The organism is Ruania halotolerans, assembly GCF_021049285.1.
Taxonomy (GTDB): Bacteria; Actinomycetota; Actinomycetes; order Actinomycetales; family Beutenbergiaceae; genus Ruania; species Ruania halotolerans.
Window position 1 is genome coordinate 287,937 of sequence record NZ_CP088017.1, and the last position, 21,783, is coordinate 309,719.

A 21,783-nucleotide genomic window follows, 5' to 3' on the forward strand; every position below is an offset into this window, starting at 1 on the left:
GACGTTCGAGTGCACGAGGTACGCGGGAGAGGTCGGCGCGCTACGGCGTTGTCGGCGACGGCGGCGATGGTTGGTTCGATGGTGGTCGCACTGGGTGCGGCCGGTACGGCCACGGCGACTACCGGGGACGACATCACCGGCTCGATCTGGCAGGACTACGACTCGAACGGTGTATTCGACACCTACGAGTCGGGCCTGCCCGGGATCGAAGTGATCGCCTATGACTCCGATGGAAGCATCGCCGGTCCGGTTCTCACCGGTGCGGATGGGACCTACACCCTTCCGGTGACCTCGGATGCGACGCAGTGGCGGGTAGAAGCGAACCTGCCCGACGGCGCGCAATGGGACCAGTGGCGCCCCTCCGTCGTCGGACGTGACGGGGACCCGGCCAACGGCACGACGGTGCAGTTCGCCACTGTCGCTGACGGCGTCGGTGCCGCGGGTGTGGACTTCTCCTTCCAGGTTCCCACGTCCTATGTGGAGAACACCCCGCGGGTGTACCTCCCGATCATTCAATACGGCACGATCGACGGGGAGTATGCCGCATCGCCGGCGTCCGGAGCGATCTTGTGGGACGCCGAGAGCACGTCTGGGCAGACGGCGCAGCCGGTGCCGCAGACCGGAGTCGTGCCGTTCAGTCAGGTCGGTGCGACAAACGGGACCGCCATGACCCGCGCCGACGAGGTCGGAGGCGTTCCCACCGTCTTCGCCTCCGCATACATGCGCCGCCACTCGGCCTTCGGCCCGGGCGGGATTGGCGCGATCTACCGCGTGACCCCCGATGGCGCGGACTGGAGTGCGCCGACTGCCTCCGCTGATGTCTACGTCGACCTGGCCGCTCACGGAATCGACCTCGGTGGCCCGGACCCGAGCGCCGATCCGACCGATCCGAACGGGTTGCGCCCGAGCAGGACAGCGGAGAACCCCACCTATGAGTGGGCACGGGATGCTCAGGCATGGAACAACGTGGGCCGTGCCGGCATCGGCCAGATCGCGTTAAGCCCCGATGAGCGTTACCTGTTTGCGGTCAACCTGCACAACCGCTCGCTGATCCGGATCGACACCGGCGGCGACCCCACGGCCCCACCGGTCGCCGTCGACGAGTTCCGCTTCGATGACGTGTTCACGGGAGACATCCGGCCCTACGGGGTGAGCGCTGACCCGCTGACCGGGACGATGTACGTCACCGCCACCGACACCGCCGAGACGTCCCAGGACCGCTTCGATCTGCACGGCTACGTGTACAGCTTCGACGCGGAGAGCCCTGCAACGCTCACGCCGGTGCTGGACTTCCCGCTCGACTTCGACCGGCCGACCGGCCTCAACCCGTACTTCGAACCATGGGCGACTGAGGCGAGCCACTATTCGCGACCAACGATCAAACCCCAGCCCGTGGTGGCCGCCGTCCAGGTGCTGCATGGTGACCTGGTGATTCCGGTGCGCGACCTCACCGGTGACGTGTGGGGAACCAGCACCTACCTGAGCGGTGACCCCGATGACGGTGATGACCGCCTCACGTCCGTGCGGTCTGAGGGTGATGTGTTCATGGCGGCACCGAACGGGGACGGCACGTTCACGATGGAGAACAACGGTGTGCACAAGGGTGTCACCGGCGCCGGCGCGCTCAAGGGAGACGGCGGACCGGGAGGGTTCCGCTTCCTCGACACCTCGTTGAGCAATATCGCAGGCCACGACAATGAGTCCACGGGTTCGGTGGTGGTGATGCCAAGCCGTCCGGACGGGATCATGACTACGGGCGTGCACGTCGCGAACGGGAGCTTGCAGGAGGGCACACGGAGGCTCTACCACGAGAGCGGTGCGACCTATGAACCGTCTGGTGCGGTGATCCGTTCCACGGTGGGGAACCCGGTTACCGCGAAGGGCAATGGGCTCGGATCGGCGACGGTGCTCGCGTCAGCCGCGCCGATTGAGATCGGGAACTACGTCTGGTACGACAACGACAACGACGGTGTGCAGGATCCGGACGAGTCGCCAGTCGAGAGTGCGACGGTGAACCTGTATGAGGTCGCTGGCGATGGAACGCGCACCCTGGTCAGCAGCACACTGACCAACGAGCGGGGCGAGTACTACTTCTCCTCTTTCGATGAGGACTACCAGCTCATGACCAACACCGACTACGTCGTCGGGGTGGACAACCCGGATGACTATGCGGCCGGAGGTCCATTGGAGAACTGGTATCCGACAGTCCCGGACACCGGTGATGGTGCCTCCGTGGACGCGGACCGCAACGACTCCGATGGTCTGGTTGAGGCGACCGGTGAGGGGGACTTCCCCTATGCGGCCATCACCACCGGTGGGCCGGGCGAGAACGACCACACGATCGACTTCGGGTACTCGAACATCGATTACGAGTTCGACAAACGAACCGTCTCCGGGCCGACCCAGTCACCTGAGGATGACGGCACGTGGGTGCTCGAGTACGAGCTGGTGGCCGAGAACACCGGCGCAATCGATGGGGCGTATGGGCTCGCGGATGACCTGACCGGATACGGCGAGGGAATCATCGTCACCGACACCGAGGTGGTCTCCGGCCCGGACGGCGCTGCGCTGAACGCGGACTGGGACGGCGTCGACGACATGCGCGTGATCACCGAGGACATGCCGATCACGGCAGGGTCCACGGTCGAGAACGAGGCCGAGCACGTCTACCTCCTCCGGGTCACGGTCGCACTGGAAGCCGATCCTGAGACCGGCGAAGCGCTCGCGGACGCCGAACAACTCGGCTGCCGCGACGGCCAGACCTCCGGCGACAACGATCCGACCACCGGGTTGTTCAACGAGGCCACCATGGATCCGGACAATCACAGCGATTTCGTCGATGACGAGTGCGGTGAGCTGCCGAAGGTCGTGGTCGACAAGAGCGTCACGAGCGAGCCGGCCGTGGTTGATCCGGTGACGAACCCCGGTGAGTACACGATCACCTATGGGTTGACGGTGACGAACGAGACCGGTGCGTCCACCACCTACGATCTCACCGATCCGCTGCGCTTCGGCGAGGGTATCGAGATCGTGGACGGCTCGATCGAGACGATTGCGCTCGACCCGGCCGATACGGTCCTCAACGACGCCTACGACGGTGTCAGCGACGACGTCGTGGCCGCCGATGTTCCGATCGACGGTAATGGCGTGCACACCTACGAGGTGAGCGTGCGCTACACCGTGGATCTGCCCGACGCCGATGATGAGGTGACACCGGATCCGTCCGCGTGTGCGGATGCAGCCGTAGGTGCCGGTGGCACTACGACAGGTCTGTACAACGAGGCATCCACCTCATTCAACGGCTACCCCGACTACGACGACGAGTGCCGTGAGGTGGGTGAGGTCACCCACGTCAAGGAGCTCGTCTCGGCTGAGCCGGTCGGCGAGGGGCAGTGGGAGATCGTCTACCAGATCGAAGTAAGCAACAAGGGTGTGGAGTCGGTCGTCTACGACCTCGATGATGAACTGCACTTCGGTGCGGGTATCGATGTCGCCTCCTCTGCGGTCAGCCAGTCCCCGGACGGCGTGGCGCTGGAGGACCCGGCCTGGGACGGGCTGGAGAGTCTGCGGATCGCATCGGGTGTGACGATGCCCGGCACTGACGACGAGGGGTACGCCCCACACGTCTACCAGGTAAGCGTGCTGGCGGACGTCCCGCTCAGCTTCGCCGACCCGGTCGACGGGATCGATCCGGCGACCTGTGGTGACGAGGCGGTCGATCACTCCGATCCGCAGGAGCGGGCCTTCCTGAACGTGTCTCACCTGACCGACGAGGCCGGGGCGGTCGAGGATGACGATGCGTGTGCTGCACCGCCGGAATTCGCAATCGACAAGACCACCGATGCCGCTTCCCCCGCACCGCAGGGTGACGGCACCTGGTTGGTGACCTACGGCATCGACGTCACGAACACCGGGGAGGTTGCGGGTGACTATGACCTGGCCGACCTGCTCCGGTTCGACGACAGCATCGAGGTGCTGGAGACCGGCGTGACAGGCGCACCGGAGGGTGTGCAGGTCAACGACGGCTGGACCGGCAGCGAGGAAGAACTCGACGGCTCAGTGATCGCCGTGGACGTCTCGCTGGAGGCAGGCGCCGTGCACACCTACGAGGTGCAGGTGCTCGTCACCATCGAGGATCCGACGGACCCGGCAGCCGTGACCGAGGCGTTCACCTGCCCCGAACCCGGATCCGACGAGCAAGGCGGGTTGAACAACCTGGCTGGCATCTGGCACAACGATCTGGCGGCCGAAGATGTGGTGTGTCCGGAACCTGCGGTGGTGGAGCTGGACAAGACAATCGCCCATGGTCCGGATCTGGACGCCGACGGCGCCTACACGATCACCTATGAGATCGAGGTGACCAACGCCGGGCAGAACGACACCGCCTACGACCTGACCGATGAGTTGCACTACGGCGAGGGTATTGCTGTGACCGATGCTGAGGTGACCTCCACTCCGGACGGAGTAGAGGCCAGTGCGGCCTGGACCGGGGACGGGGACGATCTGGTGATCGCCACCGGCGTACCGATTGCGGCGGGCACAGTGCACGTCTACGAGGTCACGGTGGACGGCACCATCGCTGAGTCGGTGCTGGGTACGGCAGCCATGGGCTGCCCGCCAGCAGGCACGGACGGCGGTACCGGCGGGTTCCTCAACGTTGCCACCGTCACCGGCGCAGGGCTCGTCCTGGTCGATGATGTCTGCGCCAGCCCGCCGGACGAACTGCCGACCACGGGCGCGAACGGGCTGACCATCCTCGCGATGCTGGGTGCCCTGGCGGTACTTGCCGGCGCCGCCCTGATCACCGTCCGAGCCCGAAACCGGCAGGTAGGCTGACCTACCGCCACTGAGCTGGCGGTGACCTCCGGCCCCCGGGCGGTCACCGTCACTCGGATCCGGCCCCGGACCAGGCCTCGTGCCCGGTCCGGGGCCGGACCGCGTGGTTTGAGTCCCAGGAGATCGAGTGCAGATGAGCAGAGGCCGCCGAACCCGCGGGGTGCGGATTCCAGCGATCGTCAGCGCCGTCATCATGTTCCTCCTGCTCGGGGGTTGTGCTGGAGACGGCGACGACTCCCGGCCACTGAGTACCGAAGAGGTAGAACTTCTTGCCCTGACCCGGTTCCGCAACTTCGACGCCGGCGTCCGTGAGGTGACATTTGCCGTCACCGACTCGGGCACCCGATACGAGGTGGACGCCTGGGTGGACTTCCCCGCCGGTGCCGGGTATGGAACCGTGGCGATCCCGGGCGAGGAATCGTCGACGCTTGCGTGGACGGGCCAGGGAGTCGCCACAGGTGCGCCGAGCCCACCCGGAGCGGCGCCATTGCCGCCGCCCGCGGACGGCTGGACGTCCTCGTCGCTGGCTCCCGAGCAGTCTCGCCTGCACGCCGTGCTGGCTGTGCTGATCTCGCTCGGCAGCGATCGCCCGGACAATCCGGTACTCCTCGCGCAGACGGATGCCCGATGGTTGCGAGAGGACTCGGTGGCCGGGACGGACGTGACGGTCTTCCGCGGACCGTCCTCGGACACTGTTGAGACGGTCGCCACTGCGGAGCCCCCCGATACTGATGGTGCCACCGCGGAGGTGCGCTACTGGGTGGGCGCAGATTCCACCCTCCACCGACTCGAACTTGCCCTCGGCGGAGGTGCGGAGTGGGCGGTGGTCGATCTTGTCGACGCCCCAGACGTGACCTTCGACCTCAGCCAACTGAACTGACCGCCATGACCACGACCGAGAGGATGACGATGCGCCGGCAACGAGCGCGCCGCCACGCCACGATGCTGGCCGCCGGTCTGCTCGCCGGATGCCTGGTGCTGACAGGATGCCAGGAGAGTTCGACCGCTGAAGGGAGCTCCGCCGTCGTGCGTGTTCCTGGCGACACTGCGACCATCGGTGCGGCGATGGAGGAGGTGGCCCCGGGCGGACTCGTGCTCGTGGAACCGGGCACCTATCCCGAAGAGGTGACCATCGACGTCGAGAACGTGACCTTACGCGGGACGGATCGCAACCAGGTGATCATCGACGGCGCAGGGGTGCGTTCGTTCGGGGTTGTCGCCACTGCGGACGGCGTGCGGATCGAGAACCTCACCGTGCACTCGGCACTGTTCTACGGGGTGCTCGTGACCAGCATGCATGACGAGAGCGGGCCGCTCGCGCATGGTGGGCCGGGATACACCGAGCTCGATCCGGCCGAGTTCCCACCGCTGGAACGGTTCGCGGTCGATCACGTGACCGCCTACAACAACGGCCTCTACGGGATCTACGCCTTCAACGCGCGGCACGGTCGGATCGCTGATTCCTACGCCTCCGGCTCAGCGGATTCAGGGTTCTACGTGGGCCAGTGCGAGGAGTGCGACGTGCTCGTGACCGGCAACGTCGCTGAACGCAACGCCATCGGCTTCGAGAACGCGAATGCGTCCGATTCGGTGATGATCGCAGGGAATCGGTTCAGCGGAAACCGGATCGGGATGACGCTGATCTCCAACTATCAGGAGGCGTTCACCCCACAGCGCGCGAATGTGGTGGTCGGCAACCTGATCAGCGCCAACACCAGCGCGGAATCGCCTGCGCATGCTCTCGGCGGGTTCGGTATCGGCGTGGGGATCAATGGCGGCCAGGACAACGTGCTGGAGAACAACCGGATCGAGAACAACCCGGCAGCGGGGGTGCTGCTGACCAACACCGAGGATTTGCCCGCGAGCGGGAATGTGTTGCGCGCCGGCGTGCTGGGCGGCAATGGCGTGGATCTGGTCGATGGTTCGGCTGATCGTGCGCCATCGGCCGGGAACTGCCATGAGGGCCTCGACGGGGCGAGCACGAGTCCGGAGTCGCTGGCTGACGCCGTGTGCCCGGAAGGTACGGCCGACGGCGGAGGGGGCCAGCTGATCGAGGTGGAGGTGCCGCAGGGGATCAGTTTCCTGCAAGTGCCCGCGCCACCGGAGCAGCCCGGCATGCCCGTTGACGAGCACGTCCCTGATCCGTTGCCTGCTCAGGTGTCCATGCCGGATCCGGTGGAGTTCGAGGTGCCGGAGCCCGGCTTCCTTGCCGATCGGGCAGGTATGGCGTGACCGGGCGCGACGACCACGCGGACAGCACCGACAGCACGGAGAGGGCTGGTATCGCCTCGGGCACCGATACCCCTGCCAGCCACTCCTCGCAGGCGGCACCACCACGCCGGCACGTGCTGCGAGGCCTCGCGATCGGCGCCGGGTCCGCCGGCCTCGGTGCCGTGGCCGCCTCCGCCTGGGCGGGTCGCACCGAACCGGAGTCCCCTCCGCGCCAGGACGTTCGCGCACCGGCCCCGGTCTCGCCACATGAGGACCACCAGGCCGGCATCGATCGACCCGCTACCCCGCAGCAGCACGGCTGCGTGGCCGTACTCGATCTGAACCGTCACGACGCCGGTCACCTGCGGGCGGTGCTCGCTGCGATCGGGACCGAGATCACCCGCCTGACGACGACTGCGACCCCTGAACTCCCTGACGGTCCCGCAGACCTGACCCTCACGGTCGGGGTCGGCCCGTCCGTGGTGCAGTCCCTCTACGGATCCGGCGTACCGGGCGCGGAGACGCTCCCACGGTTCGGCAGTGATACGGACCTGGCCGAGCAACGCAGCGGCGGCGACCTCTTCCTTGCCGCCTACAGCAGCGACCCCAACGCCACGGCGGACGCACTGGCCGCGGTGACCTCCGCCGTCGACGGGGGCGAGCAGCGCTGGAGCCAACGGTGCTTCCGTGGCCAGGGGGAGGGCACGATCGTGCGCAACCCGCTCGGCTTCCACGACGGCGTGATCGTGCCTCGCAGCACCGAGGAACTCGCCGAGAACGTCTGGATTCCGGACGGGCCGGCGGCCGGCGGTTCCGTGCTGGTGGTCCGACGAATCGCACTGGACGCGGAAGCATTTCGCAACGAGACGATTGACCGGCAGGAGCAGATCGTGGGCCGCCGCCGCTTCGACGGTGCACCACTCAGCGGTGGCGGGCCCACCGACGAGGTGGATCTGCTCGCCAAGACAGCTGAGGGTGAGTTCCGCACCCCGGCGCGCTCCCACGTGCGGGCCGCGCACCCCTCGTTCACCGGCAGCCATCTCATGCTCCGGCGCGGGTATGCCTTCGACAACGGCGGCGCAGACTCTGGCCTGCTGTTCATGTGCTTCCAGCGCGAGCTGCGCACGTTCGTGCGCACCCAGCAGCGGCTCGACGAGATCGACGACCTGATGGACTACACGCGCGTGACCGCGAGCGGCACATTCCTCGTGCTTCCCGGTTTCACCCCCGACCGGCCGCTGGGCTCGGCGGGCGGCAGGAACTAAAGCGCCCGATCCCGCCCGCATCTGAACCCACTTCTCGTGTTCGAACCCGATGCTCACCGGATTCGAACACGAAAAGTGGGTTCAGACGGTCCCTCAGGAGCTGAACGCCTCGATCGGCGGGCAGGAGCACACCAGGTTCCGGTCCCCATGTGCCTGGTCGATCCGGCGCACCGGTGGCCAGTACTTCGCCGCCCCCACTCCGGCCGGAAAGACCGCGATCTCCCGCGAGTACGGGTGGCTCCACTCCGCCGCGATCGCGGCCGCCGTGTGCGGGGCGTTCACCAGCGGGTTGTCATCGGCCGGCCACTCCCCGGCAGCGACCCGCTCGGCCTCCGCCTTGATCGCGGCCATCGCCGCCACGAACCGGTCCAGCTCGGACTGGTCCTCGGACTCGGTCGGTTCCACCATGAACGTGCCCGCCACCGGGAAGCTCATCGTGGGGGCGTGGAAGCCATAGTCGATCAGCCGCTTGGCCACATCGTCCACGGTGATCCCGGTGGCTGCCTTCAGCGGGCGCAGATCCACGATGCACTCGTGCGCCACCCGGCCATGCTCGCCGGTGTACAGGATCGGGAAGTGCTCGCCGAGCCGCGCGGCCAGATAGTTCGCCCCGAGTACCGCGGCATCGGTGGCCTCGGTGAGTCCCTCGAGCCCAAGCATCCGTACGTACGCCCACGAGATCGGCAGGATCCCGGCCGAACCGTACGGTGCGGCGGCCACCGGACCAGCACTGCCCGATGCCTCCACCCCCTGCGCGTACGGGTGCGAGGGCAGGAACGGCGCCAGATGCGTTTTCGCCGCCACCGGCCCGACGCCGGGTCCCCCACCGCCGTGCGGGATCGCGAACGTCTTGTGCAGGTTCAGGTGCGAGACGTCCCCGCCCAGGTCACCGAAGCGGGCGTGCCCGAGCAGCGCGTTCAGGTTCGCACCGTCGATGTAGACCTGGCCACCGGCCTCGTGCACGGCAGCGGTGACCTCCAGCACGTCGTGCTCGTAGACGCCGTGGGTGGAGGGGTAGGTGATCATCAGGGCTGCTACCTGCTCGGCGTGGGCATCGATCTTCGCCCGCAGGTCGGCCAGGTCCACGTTGCCCATCTCGTCACACGCCACCACCACCACACGCATCCCGGCGAGCACCGCCGAGGCCGCATTGGTTCCGTGCGCCGAACTGGGGATCAGGCACACATCGCGCCCGGCGTCCCCGCGGGAGTGGTGGTATCCGCGGATCGCGAGCAATCCGGCGAGCTCACCCTGCGAGCCGGCGTTCGGCTGCAGGGACACCTCGTCGTACCCGGTCAGGTCCGCCAGCCACTCGGTGAGCTGGTCGATCATCTCCAGATACCCGCCCACGTCCCCGACCGGAGCGAACGGGTGGATCCGCCCGAACTCGGGCCATGTGATCGCGGCCATCGCGGTGGCCGCGTTCAGCTTCATCGTGCACGAACCGAGCGGGATCATCCCCCGGTCCAGCGCGTAGTCGGAATCGGCGAGGCGTTTGAGGTAGCGCATCATCGCCGTCTCGGAGTGGTGCGTGCTGAACACCGGGTGCGTGAGGTAGTCCACGTCGCGCCGCAGCGCCTCAGGCAGATGACCGACGGCGGCGCTCGCCTCCGCAGGCGGCCCGCCGGAACCATCCGGTGAGCCGCCGAATGCGGCGGCCACGGCGTCCAGGTCGCCGCGAGTGGTCGCCTCGCCCACGGAGATGCCCACCGTGTCAGCGTCCACCTGCAGCAGCTGCACGCCCAACCGGTGGGCCGCCGTCACCACGTCGGCCGAACGGCCGGGTACGCGCACCCGCAGCGTGTCGAAGAAGGAGCCGGTGAGCACCTCGGCGCCACCGGCGCTGAGTTGATCACGCAGCCACGCCGTCTTGGTGGCGACTTCCTCAGCGATCGCGCGCAGTCCGTGCGGCCCGTGATAGACCGCGTACATCCCCGCCATCACGGCGAGCAGCACCTGCGCGGTGCAGATATTCGAGGTCGCTTTCTCCCGCCGGATGTGCTGCTCGCGGGTCTGCAGTGCGAGCCGGTAGGCGAGGTGACCGTCGGCGTCCTTCGAGACACCCACGAGTCGTCCCGGAAGCTGGCGTTCCAACCCTTGCCGCACCACCATGTACCCGGCGTGCGGGCCGCCGAAGCCGAGCGGCACCCCGAACCGCTGCGTGGAGCCGACCACCACGTCCGCGCCCATCGAACCGGGGGAGGCCAGCAGCGTCAGTGCCAGAGGGTCCGCGGCCACCACCGCCTGCCCACCGGCCGCGTGCAGTGCGTCGATCGCGCCGCGGGGATCCCACACGTTCCCGGAGGCGCCGGGGTACTGGATGAATCCGCCGAACACCTGCTCCGGCAGCTCCTCACCACCGGCGAGATCCAGTTCCACCAGCTCGATTCCCACGGCCTCGGCACGCACAGCGAGGACCGCCTTGGTCTGCGGCAGCGCATCGGAGTCGACGATGAATACCGGGGCGCTGGACTTGACCGCCCGTCGTGCCACCAGCATCGCCTCGACGACGGCGGTCGCCTCGTCCAGCAGGGACGCGTTCGCCGTCGGTAGCCCGGCCAAGTCAGCCACCATGGTCTGGAAGTTCAGCAGGGCCTCCAGCCGGCCCTGGGAGATCTCCGGCTGGTACGGCGTGTAGGCGGTGTACCAGGAGGGGTTCTCCAGGACGTTGCGCTGGATCACTGACGGGGTGAGGGTGTCCGAGTAGCCGAGCCCGATCATCGGGGTGAGCACCCGGTTCTTCGCCGCGAGCGTTCGCAGTTCGGTCAGCACCTCGGCTTCAGTGGCTCCCGCCTGGGGAATGGTCGCCCCGGCGCGGCCGAGTCCACGAATCACGCCCGGAACTGCGGAGTCCATCATGGCCGCCACGGGGTCGGCCTGGGTGATCTCGAGCGTCGCGGCCATGGTCTCCTGCTCGGCAGGGGAGGTACCGATGTGCCGGTCGGCGTAGGAGTTGCGGCGGTGACTCGTCGTGTTCAAGACCCTGCCCCGGTGAGAGCCTCGTAGGCGGCGCGGTCAAGGAGTCCGGTCACCTCACCGGTCACCCGGACCTTCACCAGCCAGGCCTGCTCGAACGGGGACGAGTTCACCAGCGCGGGATCGGCGTCCACGGCCTCGTTCACCTCGACCACCTCACCGGTGACCGGGGCGTACAGCTCGGAGACGGACTTGGTGGACTCGATCTCCCCCATCGTCTCTCCGGCCTTCACCTCGGTACCGACGGCTGGGAGGTCCACGAACACCACGTCACCGAGCTGATCGGCGGCGTAGTCGGTGATCCCGATGGTCACCACATCGGCCTCGGTGGCGATCCACTCGTGTTCGGCGGTGTACTGCAGGGCGTTCACGTCGGTCACTTCTTCCTCCGGTAAAAGGGCGGGGTGGTCACGGTGGCGGGGATTCGATTTCCGCGCACGTCCATGGTCAGGGCAGTGCCGGGTTCGGCCACGGCAGGGTTGACATACGCAAGTGCCACCGGGTGGCCGAGCGTGGGGGAGAGCGCGCCGCTGGTGATCTGGCCGACCTCAGTCTCGCCGTCGTACAGGGCATACCCCGCGCGCCCGGCGCGCCGCCCGTGCGCGACCAGGCCGATCAGGACCCGCGCCCCCGGGCGTTCCTCCAGCGCCGGCCGACCCACGAAGTCGCCCTTGTCGCGCGGAATGATGCGGCCCAAGCCGGCCTGTGCGGGCACGATATCGGCGGACAACTCGTGGCCATACAGCGGCATCCCCGCTTCCAGGCGCAACGTGTCCCGGGCGGCCAGCCCGGCGGGCACCAGCCCATGCGGTTCACCCGTGGTCAGCAGCGTTCGCCACAGCGCGGCTGCGTGCTCGGCACCTACGTACAGCTCGAACCCGTCCTCACCGGTGTACCCGGTGCGGGCGAGCAGCAATGGCGTCGCCTCCGCACCGGCACGGTCCTCGCCGGGGGTGAACTTGTGGTCGGTCTGGGCTCGATCATCGACCGCCACCTCACCCGGGGTGAAGAAGGCGTCCGTCAACGCGTAGTTCTTCACCTCCGCCAGCGGCATGCCCAGCTCGGTGATCGCCCCGGCGGCCACCGCCTCGTCGAGGATCCGCACGGCCACCGGCCCCTGAAGTGCGATCAGTGCATAGGAGTCCGATTCATCGGTCACAGTCGCCTCGAACTGGCCGATCCGCTCGGACAATGCCGCAGCGACGTTCTCCCGGTTCGCCGCATTCGCGATCACCAGGAACTCATCGTCGGCCAGCCGGTAGAGGACGAGATCGTCGATGATGCCGCCCTCGGGCGTGAGAATCATCGAGTACTTGGCCCGCCCCACGCTCACTGCGGAGAGCCGCCCGGCGAGCGCATAGTCGAGGAACGCACCGGCATCGGTACCGCGCACCATGATCTCGCCCATGTGCGAAATGTCGAAGAGTCCGGCAGCCGAGCGCACCGCATGGTGCTCGGCGATATCGGACGAGTACCGCACCGGCATCCACCAGCCGCCGAAATCGGTGAAGGTGGCGCCGAGCCTCTCATGTTCGGCACGCAGCGGGGTTTCCCGCAGCGAACCCTGTGGCCCGGAGCCGGACCCGCCTGCCTGGGAATCGCTCGTCGATGTGGTCACGTTGTCTCCTTCCTGGTCAACACTCGACCACGTTGACGGCGAGCCCACCAGTGGCGGTCTCCTTGTACTTGTCGCTCATGTCCAGACCGGTCTGCCGCATCGTCTCGATCACCTGATCCAGGGAGACCCGGTGCGTGCCGTCACCCCACATCGCCATCTTCGCGGCATTGACGGCCTTCCCGGCGGCGAGCGCATTCCGCTCGATGCATGGGATCTGCACCAACCCGCCGACCGGGTCGCAGGTCAGCCCGAGATTGTGCTCCATCGCGATCTCCGCCGCATTCTCGACCTGCTCCGGGCTGCCACCGAGCACGGCTGCCAGCGCACCGGCCGCCATCGAGCTCGCCGACCCGACTTCACCCTGACAGCCCATCTCGGCCCCAGAGATCGACGCGCGTGACTTGTACAACGCCCCGATCGCGGCGGCGGTGAGCAGGAAGGTCACCGTGATGTCATCGCGGGACGTGCCCTGTTGCACCGCGGCGCCGTAGTGTAGGGCATGGTCGAGCACTGCCGGAATCACGCCGGCAGCACCATTCGTGGGGGCCGTGACCACACGGCCACCGGCCGCGTTCTCCTCGTTCACGGCAAGCGCCACCAGGTTCACCCATTCCTGTGCGTAGCCGGGATCGCGGCCGGGATCCTCCTGCCGCAGCCGGTCGGCCCAGGCCGGCGCCCGACGGCGGACGTTCAGTCCGCCCGGGAGCTCGCCCTGGGCGGAGATCCCGGCTGCCACGCATTCGTCCATCGCATCCCGGATGTGCAGCACCCCGGCGCGAACCTCATTCTCATCACGGATGACCATCTCATTGCGCAATGCGACGTCGGCGATGCTGAGGCTCTCGTGCGTGCAAATCTCCAGCAGTTCCGCGGCTGTCTCGAAAGGGAAGGGAACGCCTGCCGTGCTGCTGTCGTTGCGAGTAGGGGTGCCGTCTCCGTCACTGTCGCCCTCCTCGCCGGCGGCGGAGGGGTTTTCCCGGACGATGAAGCCACCACCGATGGAGAAGTACACGGCCTCGTCCAGTACAGCCCCGGCCGCGTCGGTGACGCGCAGGCGCATGCCATTGCTGTGGCGTGCGAGCACCGTGCCTGGGGTGAGCACGATGCGGTCAGCGTCGAACGGCAGCGGGGTGCGACCGCCGAGGGTGAGAGCGTGCTCCCGGGCGATCCGGGCAGCGCGTTCTGCCACTTCGTGGCTGCGGATCCGATCGGGGGCGCACCCTTCCAGACCCAGCAGCACCGCCGTCAAGGTGCCGTGCCCGCGACCGGTGGCAGCGAGTGAGCCGTACAACTCCACCTCGAGGCCGGCCACGTTCGCCACAGCGTCACCGAGCTTGTCGACGAAATCCCGGGCAGCGCTCATCGGACCTACGGTGTGCGAACTGGACGGCCCGATCCCCACGGTGAAGAGGTCGAAGATCCCCACGTATGGCGCACTCATGGCACGTAGTGAACTGCCTGGAAAAGGTGTGCGGGTGCTGGCATCGAGGAACTCCTTGCGTCGCTGAAACCGCTCATGCGGTGAGTTCCCCCCGCTCTGTCTTGTGCCTGAGAGATTGTGCAGAACGCCAAGTGCGCGTTCGCTTGCCCCGTCGGCGGGCGCCCTGGGTGTTTCAGATCCAGGCACCGCTCTCCAGAGTGACCTACCGCCACGGTGCGTGGGCCTGAGAGTTTCCCGGGAGGAATTGCTCCTACGGCAGCCGCGGCTGCGACGTTCTCCCATGGCGGATCAGCGGTCGGATGAAGTTGTGGGCCGAGTCTATCGCTCAAGGTTGCCGAGCAGAACCCTGGGCGAAGACACCAGATCGGTGTGCCTCGGAAGCGAAGCCTTCGGGTCGAGAGTCCAGCGAGGTGCTGGCGCCACCGCGTCAATGGCACGCTCGCGCAGCACGGCGTCACAGTTCGCCCGGATCCCTTGTGGCGCGAGCAATCTTTGGCTAGTGTCAAAGACAACGTTGTTCCATGAAGCCACGCTGTTGTGGCAGGAGGGAGAGTTCCTGATGCGGAGACTCTCTGCAGTGTTGATGCCTGGGGTGCTTGTGGTGGGGGTGGTGGTTGCGGGCCCGGTCGCGGGTGCGGCTGGTGTTCCTGGTGGTGTGGTTGATCCGTTGGATCTGGCGTTGAGTGGTCCGGATCAGCAGCGGTCGATGAGTTTGCCGGAGTCGCGGTTGGTGTTGAATCCGCAGAACTTCTATCTGCCGGAGTCGGAGGTTGAGCAGAACACTGGACCGTCGATGCCGCTGGGTGCGGGGTATTACGCCAATGACGAGGCGGTGACGATGCCTGACTTCTTCGAGTTGTTCGAGGGAGTTGCTGGCGAGCCGCCGGTCTTGGCTGATGATCCGAGTGGGATTGAGGTCGGGTTTGCCGATGAGTTCGATGAGTTCTCGGACGAGTGGGTGCCCGAACCCGGTCTGGACGTGAGCATTGTTGATGGTGTGGCGCACCTGTCGGTGTTGCCTGATTCGCCGGTTCCGTGGCCTGCGATGGCTCGTGAGGTGACGGTGGATCTGGATGTGACTCCGGTGCTGCGGGTGGCGTTGCCGTCGGTGAGTGGGCAGTGGGCGTTGAAGCTCAACGATGGTGCTGATGTGGATATCGAGGTGCAGCCGGGTTCCTCTGCTGGGGGTGTGCACAGCTTCGACCTGAGCTCGATCACGGGGTGGGGTGGTGAGCAGACGTTCACGATCAAGTTCTTCGCGGTCGGTGGGGATGCGCAGATCCAGGTGGACAGTCTGCGGTTGCAGGGCCAGCAGGCTGGTTTCGTCGAGAATTTCACTTCCGAGACGCTGGAGTGGGACGTCGGTGCGGGTATGGGCGCCGAGGTTGCTGATGGTGCGCTGACGTTGTCGGTGTTGCCGGAGAACCAGTACGGCTATGGCGCGATTCAGCGTGGGGTCGATGTGGATCTGGATGAGTTCCCGGTGCTGCGGCTGGCGTTGCCGAGCACGTCCGGGGACTGGGCACTGAAGGTGAGTGCTGGTGGTGGGGCTGATATCGATCTGGAGGCGGGTTCGAACGAGTCCGGTGTGCATAGCTTCGATGTTGCTGCTGCGACCGGGTGGTCGGGCTCGACATCGTTCACGATCAAGCTGTTCGCTGTCGGTGGTGGCGCGCAGATCGTCGTCGACAGTGTGCGCATGGTGAGTGCGGCGCAGGGCCAGCAGTGGGTCCACGGCGCTGATGAGTTCGAGAACTTCTGGTCCCCGGCCTCGCTGGACTTCTCCGCGACCTACCCCGGCGGAACTGTCGTCCAGGGAGCAGACACCATGGTCGGTCACGATGGCATCGTGCGTGAGCTGGAGATTGACGAATCGGCAGGTGATGGTCAGGTGCTCCGCGTGGGTGGATCCTTCGTCGGGTCGGTGAGCGTTGACGCACAGGCCGGCGTGCTCACGGTGGTCGGCGACCACATGCGGTATGCGATCGCGATGCCGGGTCTGGATGAGGTGTACTTCTTCGAGTCCCGTGACGAGATGCTTGCCGGGGGGCCCGCGTCGAGGGAACCCACGTCCCGAATGGGGGTCTGGGTGGCTGCCGTTGAGCCGGGCACCTCGCAGGTGCGGATCGGGGCGGGGTTCTCCGTCGACGATACGGCGGAGGCGGTGACTCGCGCGCAGCAGGCGGCGAGTACGCCGGTGAGTGATGCTCGTCAGGTTCTGGTGGACTTCTGGGCGGACGCGCTGGCCGGGGTGCCGCACCCGCAGGACTTCGACCTGCGCGCGTTGCCCGAGGACGGGGGCGTGAGTGCACAGGAGGTGCGCAGTGCGTATTACCGGGCGTTCGTGGCGTTGTACTCCAACGTGTTGCCGCCTCAGCCCGAGACCGGGTTCGCCTATCGCACAGTGGCGACCGGTAAGCCTTCAATGTGGAACCACGGGGCCGACGGGGCACGATCGGCGGCGGCGTGGGAGAGCTTCATCGGAGTCCAGCTCCTGGCCTACATCGACCCGGAAGCGGCGTGGGACTCCTACAACGGGCTGATGACACTCGTCGATGACGAGGGTTCCCTGGGTGGGGAGAGTTTGCCCAGCCGCAAGGCTCAGGCCGCGTGGGTGCTGTATGAGATGACCGGGGACGAGAACGAGTTGGCGACCAGCTACGACTCGCTGATCCGGCTGCTGCAGTGGCAGGCCGAGAACCCCCGCTGGGTCTACGGCGCCTACGACCACCCCGGCGAGCGGGATGCTGAGTTTGTCACGTCGTTGATCGTGGACGTCGACTTCGGCATCCAGATCGCCGAGGTCCTGGGCCACACCGAGGACATCGCCATGCTGGCGGACCTGCGCGCGGAGCTCCTCACCGGATACGAAGACCACTACTGGGACACGCCGACTCAGAGCCCACCGCGGCAGTACTACTTCCCCGGTGACCCGACCTGCGGTCCTCGCAGCGGGTGTTACGGCAACCTCTTCCAGACCGCCATGGCACTGCACGTGGACGGCTTGGACGACGAGCGAATCGGCGCACTGAAGGCGTTCGTGGACGCGTCCTACGATCCGAACGAGCAGTTCGCCGGCTTCGCCGACGTGAAGTACACCAACATGTCATACACGCTGTATGGGCTGCTGGAGAACGGTGAGGCCGAGCAGGCGGAGACCTTGGTCAATGCTGTACTGCGAGAGATCATCAGCAGCGGGTCCTTCGCGGAGGCCTACAACCCGTCGCCGGAGGGTGCGATCCCGGTGGGGGTGCGGCCGTCGATCTTCGGCCTAGCAGCCGTGATCGACTCAGTCTGGATCAACAACGGGTACCGGATGGACCTGGGCACACCGCATGCGGTCGTGACTCCAGAGGTCGACGGTGCCGTGCAGGGCATTGCCTATCGAGGTCAGGAGCTGAACGTGGCAGTTGATGCCGCGGCTCAGGAAGTGGTCTTCTCCGGCAGCGCTGTCGCGGCGACCGAGGGATGCAACACCATCACCGGGGCCGCGATCGGCTCGACCATCGCCTTGCCGACTGAGTGCGATGACGTCCCCGATCCCGACCCGACGGACCCGACGGATCCGACCGACCCGACGGATCCGACGGACCCGGGCACCATGCCGGTGCGTACCCCGGAGGAGGACCTGACCCAGGACGCCCGTGGCGATGTGAGCGTGCCGGCCTCAGCCGAGCAGGGTGAGTCGATCGAGGTGAGCGCTCCGAGCGCGGCCGGACAGGGCGTGCATGTGTGGTTGCACTCGGATCCGGTGCTGCTGGTCTCGGGAACGGTGTCTGCCGACGGGACGATCGCTGTCACCATCCCGCCTGATGCCACGCTGGGCGATCACAAGGTCGTCGTCCAGACCGAGAACGGGGCACTGATCGGATGGGCTCCGCTGGAGATCGTCGAGGTGCCCGCCGCCGGTGGGAGCGCCGATGGTGATCACGACGGGCTGGCCGACACCGGAGCCGGTGGCATGCACCTGGCCCTGGTGGCACTGAGCGCGCTGCTGCTTGGCAGCCTGGTACTGGTCGTCCGTCACCGAGCGATCATCACTCGCAGTTGAGAAGTTCCGGCGTCGATCCGACCCCCTGGCCGGATCGACGCCGGAGCCCGCGCTGCTAGCGAGCATGCCCTGCGGGCAACGCCGCTGTCGTTCCCATCGTTGGTCGAGCCACGCTGTTGTGGCAGGAGGGAGAGTTCCTGATGCGGAGACTCTCTGCAGTGTTGATGCCTGGGGTGCTTGTGGTGGGGGTGGTGGTTGCGGGCCCGGTCGCGGGTGCGGCTGGTGTTCCTGGTGGTGTGGTTGATCCGTTGGATCTGGCGTTGAGTGGTCCGGATCAGCAGCGGTCGATGAGTTTGCCGGAGTCGCGGTTGGTGTTGAATCCGCAGAACTTCTATCTGCCGGAGTCGGAGGTTGAGCAGAACACTGGACCGTCGATGCCGCTGGGTGCGGGGTATTACGCCAATGACGAGGCGGTGACGATGCCTGACTTCTTCGAGTTGTTCGAGGGAGTTGCTGGCGAGCCGCCGGTCTTGGCTGATGATCCGAGTGGGATTGAGGTCGGGTTTGCCGATGAGTTCGATGAGTTCTCGGACGAGTGGGTGCCCGAACCCGGTCTGGACGTGAGCATTGTTGATGGTGTGGCGCACCTGTCGGTGTTGCCTGATTCGCCGGTTCCGTGGCCTGCGATGGCTCGTGAGGTGACGGTGGATCTGGATGTGACTCCGGTGCTGCGGGTGGCGTTGCCGTCGGTGAGTGGGCAGTGGGCGTTGAAGCTCAACGATGGTGCTGATGTGGATATCGAGGTGCAGCCGGGTTCCTCTGCTGGGGGTGTGCACAGCTTCGACCTGAGCTCGATCACGGGGGGGTGTGGTGAGCAGACGTTCACGATCAAGTTCTTCGCGGTCGGTGGGGATGCGCAGATCCAGGTGGACAGTCTGCGGTTGCAGGGCCAGCAGGCTGGTTTCGTCGAGAATTTCACTTCCGAGACGCTGGAGTGGGACGTCGGTGCGGGTATGGGCGCCGAGGTTGCTGATGGTGCGCTGACGTTGTCGGTGTTGCCGGAGAACCAGTACGGCTATGGCGCGATTCAGCGTGGGGTCGATGTGGATCTGGATGAGTTCCCGGTGCTGCGGCTGGCGTTGCCGAGCACGTCCGGGGACTGGGCACTGAAGGTGAGTGCTGGTGGTGGGGCTGATATCGATCTGGAGGCGGGTTCGAACGAGTCCGGTGTGCATAGCTTCGATGTTGCTGCTGCGACCGGGTGGTCGGGCTCGACATCGTTCACGATCAAGCTGTTCGCTGTCGGTGGTGGCGCGCAGATCGTCGTCGACAGTGTGCGCATGGTGAGTGCGGCGCAGGGCCAGCAGTGGGTCCACGGCGCTGATGAGTTCGAGAACTTCTGGTCCCCGGCCTCGCTGGACTTCTCCGCGACCTACCCCGGCGGAACTGTCGTCCAGGGAGCAGACACCATGGTCGGCCCGGACTCGATGGTGCGGGATGTCACGATCGAGCAGGCTCCCGCCGTGGGCGACGTGCTCCGGGTGGCCGGGAGCTTCGTCGGAGCTGTTGACGTCGATACCGACGTCGGTGTGCTCACTGTGAAGGGGGAGCACTTCACTTATGCGGTGGCAGGGCTCGGGGACGTGTTCTTCTTCGAGTCCCGTGACGAGATGCTTGCCGGGGGGCCCGCGTCGAGTGAACCCACGTCCCGAATGGGGGTATGGGCGGCATCGGTGCCGGCATCGGCCGCGCAGGTGCGCATCGGTGCGGGCTTCTCCGTCGATGACAGTGACGAGGCGGTGGCACGCGCGGTGGACGCCGCCGGGACCTCTGCGGCGGATGCTCGCGCGGACCTGGTGGACTTCTGGGCGGACGCGCTGGCCGGGGTGCCGCACCCGCAGGACTTCTCCCTACTGGGAGTGTCTGACGATCGCGGACTCACCGATGAGCAGGTCCGCAGTGCGTATTACCGGGCGTTCGTGGCGTTGTACTCCAACGTGTTGCCGCCTCAGCCCGAGACCGGGTTCGCCTATCGCACAGTGGCGACCGGTAAGCCTTCAATGTGGAACCACGGGGCCGACGGGGCACGATCGGCGGCGGCGTGGGAGAGCTTCATCGGAGTCCAGCTCCTGGCCTACATCGACCCGGAAGCGGCGTGGGACTCCTACAACGGGCTGATGACACTCGTCGATGACGAGGGTTCCCTGGGTGGGGAGAGTTTGCCCAGCCGCAAGGCTCAGGCCGCGTGGGTGCTGTATGAGATGACCGGGGACGAGAACGAGTTGGCGACCAGCTACGATTCGCTGATCCGGCTGCTGCAGTGGCAGGCTGAAAACCCCCGCTGGATTTACGGCGCCTACGACCACCCCGGCGAGCGAGACTCCGAGTTCGTCACTTCGCTGATCATCGATGTCGATTACGGTATCCAGATCGCCGAGGTCCTGGGCCACACCGAGGACATCGCCATGCTGGCGGACCTGCGCGCGGAGCTTCTCACCGGATACCAGGAGGATTTCTGGGAGTCCCCTGATGAGCTCCCGGCGCGGTGGTACATCCCTGGCGACCCCGAGTGCGACGTCCTCGGAGCATGCTTTGGCGACGAGTTGCACGATCTCCAGACGCTGAGTTCGATGCACCTGGAGGGACTCGACGACGAGCGGCACGCGACCCTCGAGTCGTTCTTCGACTCGGTCTACCGGCCGGACGAGCAGCTCGCCGGCTTCGCCGGCGTGAAGTACACGAGCCTGTCATTCACCGCATACGCGCTGTTCGATCACGGTCGGGCGCAGGCGGCGCAGACGCTGACCAGCTCCGTGCTGCGCGACATCGTCGCGAGCGGGTCTTTCGCTGAGGCCTACAACCCGTCCGAGTCCGGCCCCGCCCCGATGGGCGTGCGCCCCTCGATCTTCGGACTGGCTTCCGTGATCGACGCCGTCTGGCTCAACAACGGGTACCGGATGGACCTGGGCGATCCCCACGCCTTGCTTGCTCCAGGAGTCGAGGGCGGCCTGACCAGCATCGCCTACCGGGGTCAGGAGCTGAATGTGGCAGTTGATGCCGCGGTTCAGGAAGTGGTCTTCTCCGGCAGCGCTGTCGCGGCGACCGCGGGATGCAACACCATCACCGGAGTTGCGATCGGCTCCACCATCGCCCTTCCCGCCGAGTGTGAGAGTGGCACCGATCCCGACCCGACGGATCCAACCGACCCGACGGACCCGACCGACCCGACGGACCCGGGCACGACAGATCCCGGTACTGGGCCCGACTCGGAGGAAAGCGTGTCCGAGACGCCCACCCTCGGTGGGGACAGCACCGGCGGCCGCGACGGACTGGCCGACACTGGAGCCGGGGGGCTGCCGCTCGCGCTGGCGGCGTTGTGCGCCCTGCTTCTCGGCGGGCTGGTCCTCCTCGCTCGCCAGCGAACGGTCTCGGACCGCAGCTGAGG

Annotated in this window: 10 protein-coding genes and 2 riboswitches; of the genes, 6 read left to right on the top strand and 4 right to left on the bottom strand. The window is 66.8% G+C overall.

Going from position 1 to position 21,783, the window contains the following annotated elements; all coding sequences use genetic code 11:
* Positions 1-78: 78 nt before the first annotated feature.
* From LQF10_RS01375 to LQF10_RS01390, 4 genes are all read left to right on the top strand, one after another.
* Positions 79-4,836: an SdrD B-like domain-containing protein gene (locus LQF10_RS01375; protein ID WP_231065723.1), complete on the top strand. Its 4,758-nt coding sequence runs from the start codon at positions 79-81 to the stop codon at positions 4,834-4,836.
* 133 nt (positions 4,837-4,969) lie between these two features.
* Complete coding sequence (locus LQF10_RS01380; RefSeq protein WP_231065724.1) at positions 4,970-5,716, top strand: hypothetical protein; 747 nt, start codon at positions 4,970-4,972, stop codon at positions 5,714-5,716.
* A 5-nt stretch (positions 5,717-5,721) separates the two neighbouring features.
* Positions 5,722-7,068, top strand: coding sequence for a right-handed parallel beta-helix repeat-containing protein (locus tag LQF10_RS01385; protein ID WP_231065725.1), 1,347 nt, complete (start codon positions 5,722-5,724; stop codon positions 7,066-7,068).
* Positions 7,065-8,312: a Dyp-type peroxidase gene (locus LQF10_RS01390; protein WP_231065726.1), complete on the top strand. Its 1,248-nt coding sequence runs from the start codon at positions 7,065-7,067 to the stop codon at positions 8,310-8,312. The genes LQF10_RS01385 and LQF10_RS01390 overlap by 4 nt, the downstream gene beginning before the upstream one ends.
* Positions 8,313-8,405: 93 nt before the next feature.
* Here LQF10_RS01390 and gcvP read toward each other — a convergent pair whose 3' ends face one another.
* The 4 genes from gcvP to LQF10_RS01410 form a co-directional block, all read right to left on the bottom strand.
* A complete protein-coding gene (gene gcvP, locus LQF10_RS01395) occupies positions 8,406-11,216 on the bottom strand; it encodes an aminomethyl-transferring glycine dehydrogenase (RefSeq protein ID WP_231067401.1) in 2,811 nt (936 codons plus the stop codon).
* A gap of 71 nt (positions 11,217-11,287) precedes the next feature.
* Complete coding sequence (gene gcvH / locus LQF10_RS01400) at positions 11,288-11,668, bottom strand: glycine cleavage system protein GcvH (protein WP_231065727.1); 381 nt, start codon at positions 11,666-11,668, stop codon at positions 11,288-11,290.
* Entirely contained in the window at positions 11,665-12,906 is a 1,242-nt protein-coding gene (locus LQF10_RS01405) for a glycine cleavage system aminomethyltransferase GcvT (protein ID WP_435531423.1), read from the bottom strand. Before LQF10_RS01405 ends, gcvH begins: the two co-directional genes overlap by 4 nt.
* 16 nt (positions 12,907-12,922) lie before the next feature.
* Positions 12,923-14,347: an L-serine ammonia-lyase gene (locus LQF10_RS01410; RefSeq protein WP_231065728.1), complete on the bottom strand. Its 1,425-nt coding sequence runs from the start codon at positions 14,345-14,347 to the stop codon at positions 12,923-12,925.
* Between the two features lie 86 nt (positions 14,348-14,433).
* A riboswitch (glycine riboswitch) is annotated at positions 14,434-14,548 on the bottom strand.
* Positions 14,549-14,638, bottom strand: a riboswitch (glycine riboswitch).
* A 268-nt stretch (positions 14,639-14,906) separates the two neighbouring features.
* Between LQF10_RS01410 and LQF10_RS01415 the strand changes: the two genes are divergently transcribed.
* Entirely contained in the window at positions 14,907-18,398 is a 3,492-nt protein-coding gene (locus LQF10_RS01415) for a hypothetical protein (RefSeq protein WP_231065729.1), read from the top strand.
* A gap of 140 nt (positions 18,399-18,538) precedes the next feature.
* Positions 18,539-21,781 (top strand): hypothetical protein, encoded by a 3,243-nt coding sequence (locus tag LQF10_RS01420; protein WP_231065730.1) that lies wholly within the window; start codon positions 18,539-18,541, stop codon positions 21,779-21,781.
* Positions 21,782-21,783 lie beyond the last annotated feature (2 nt).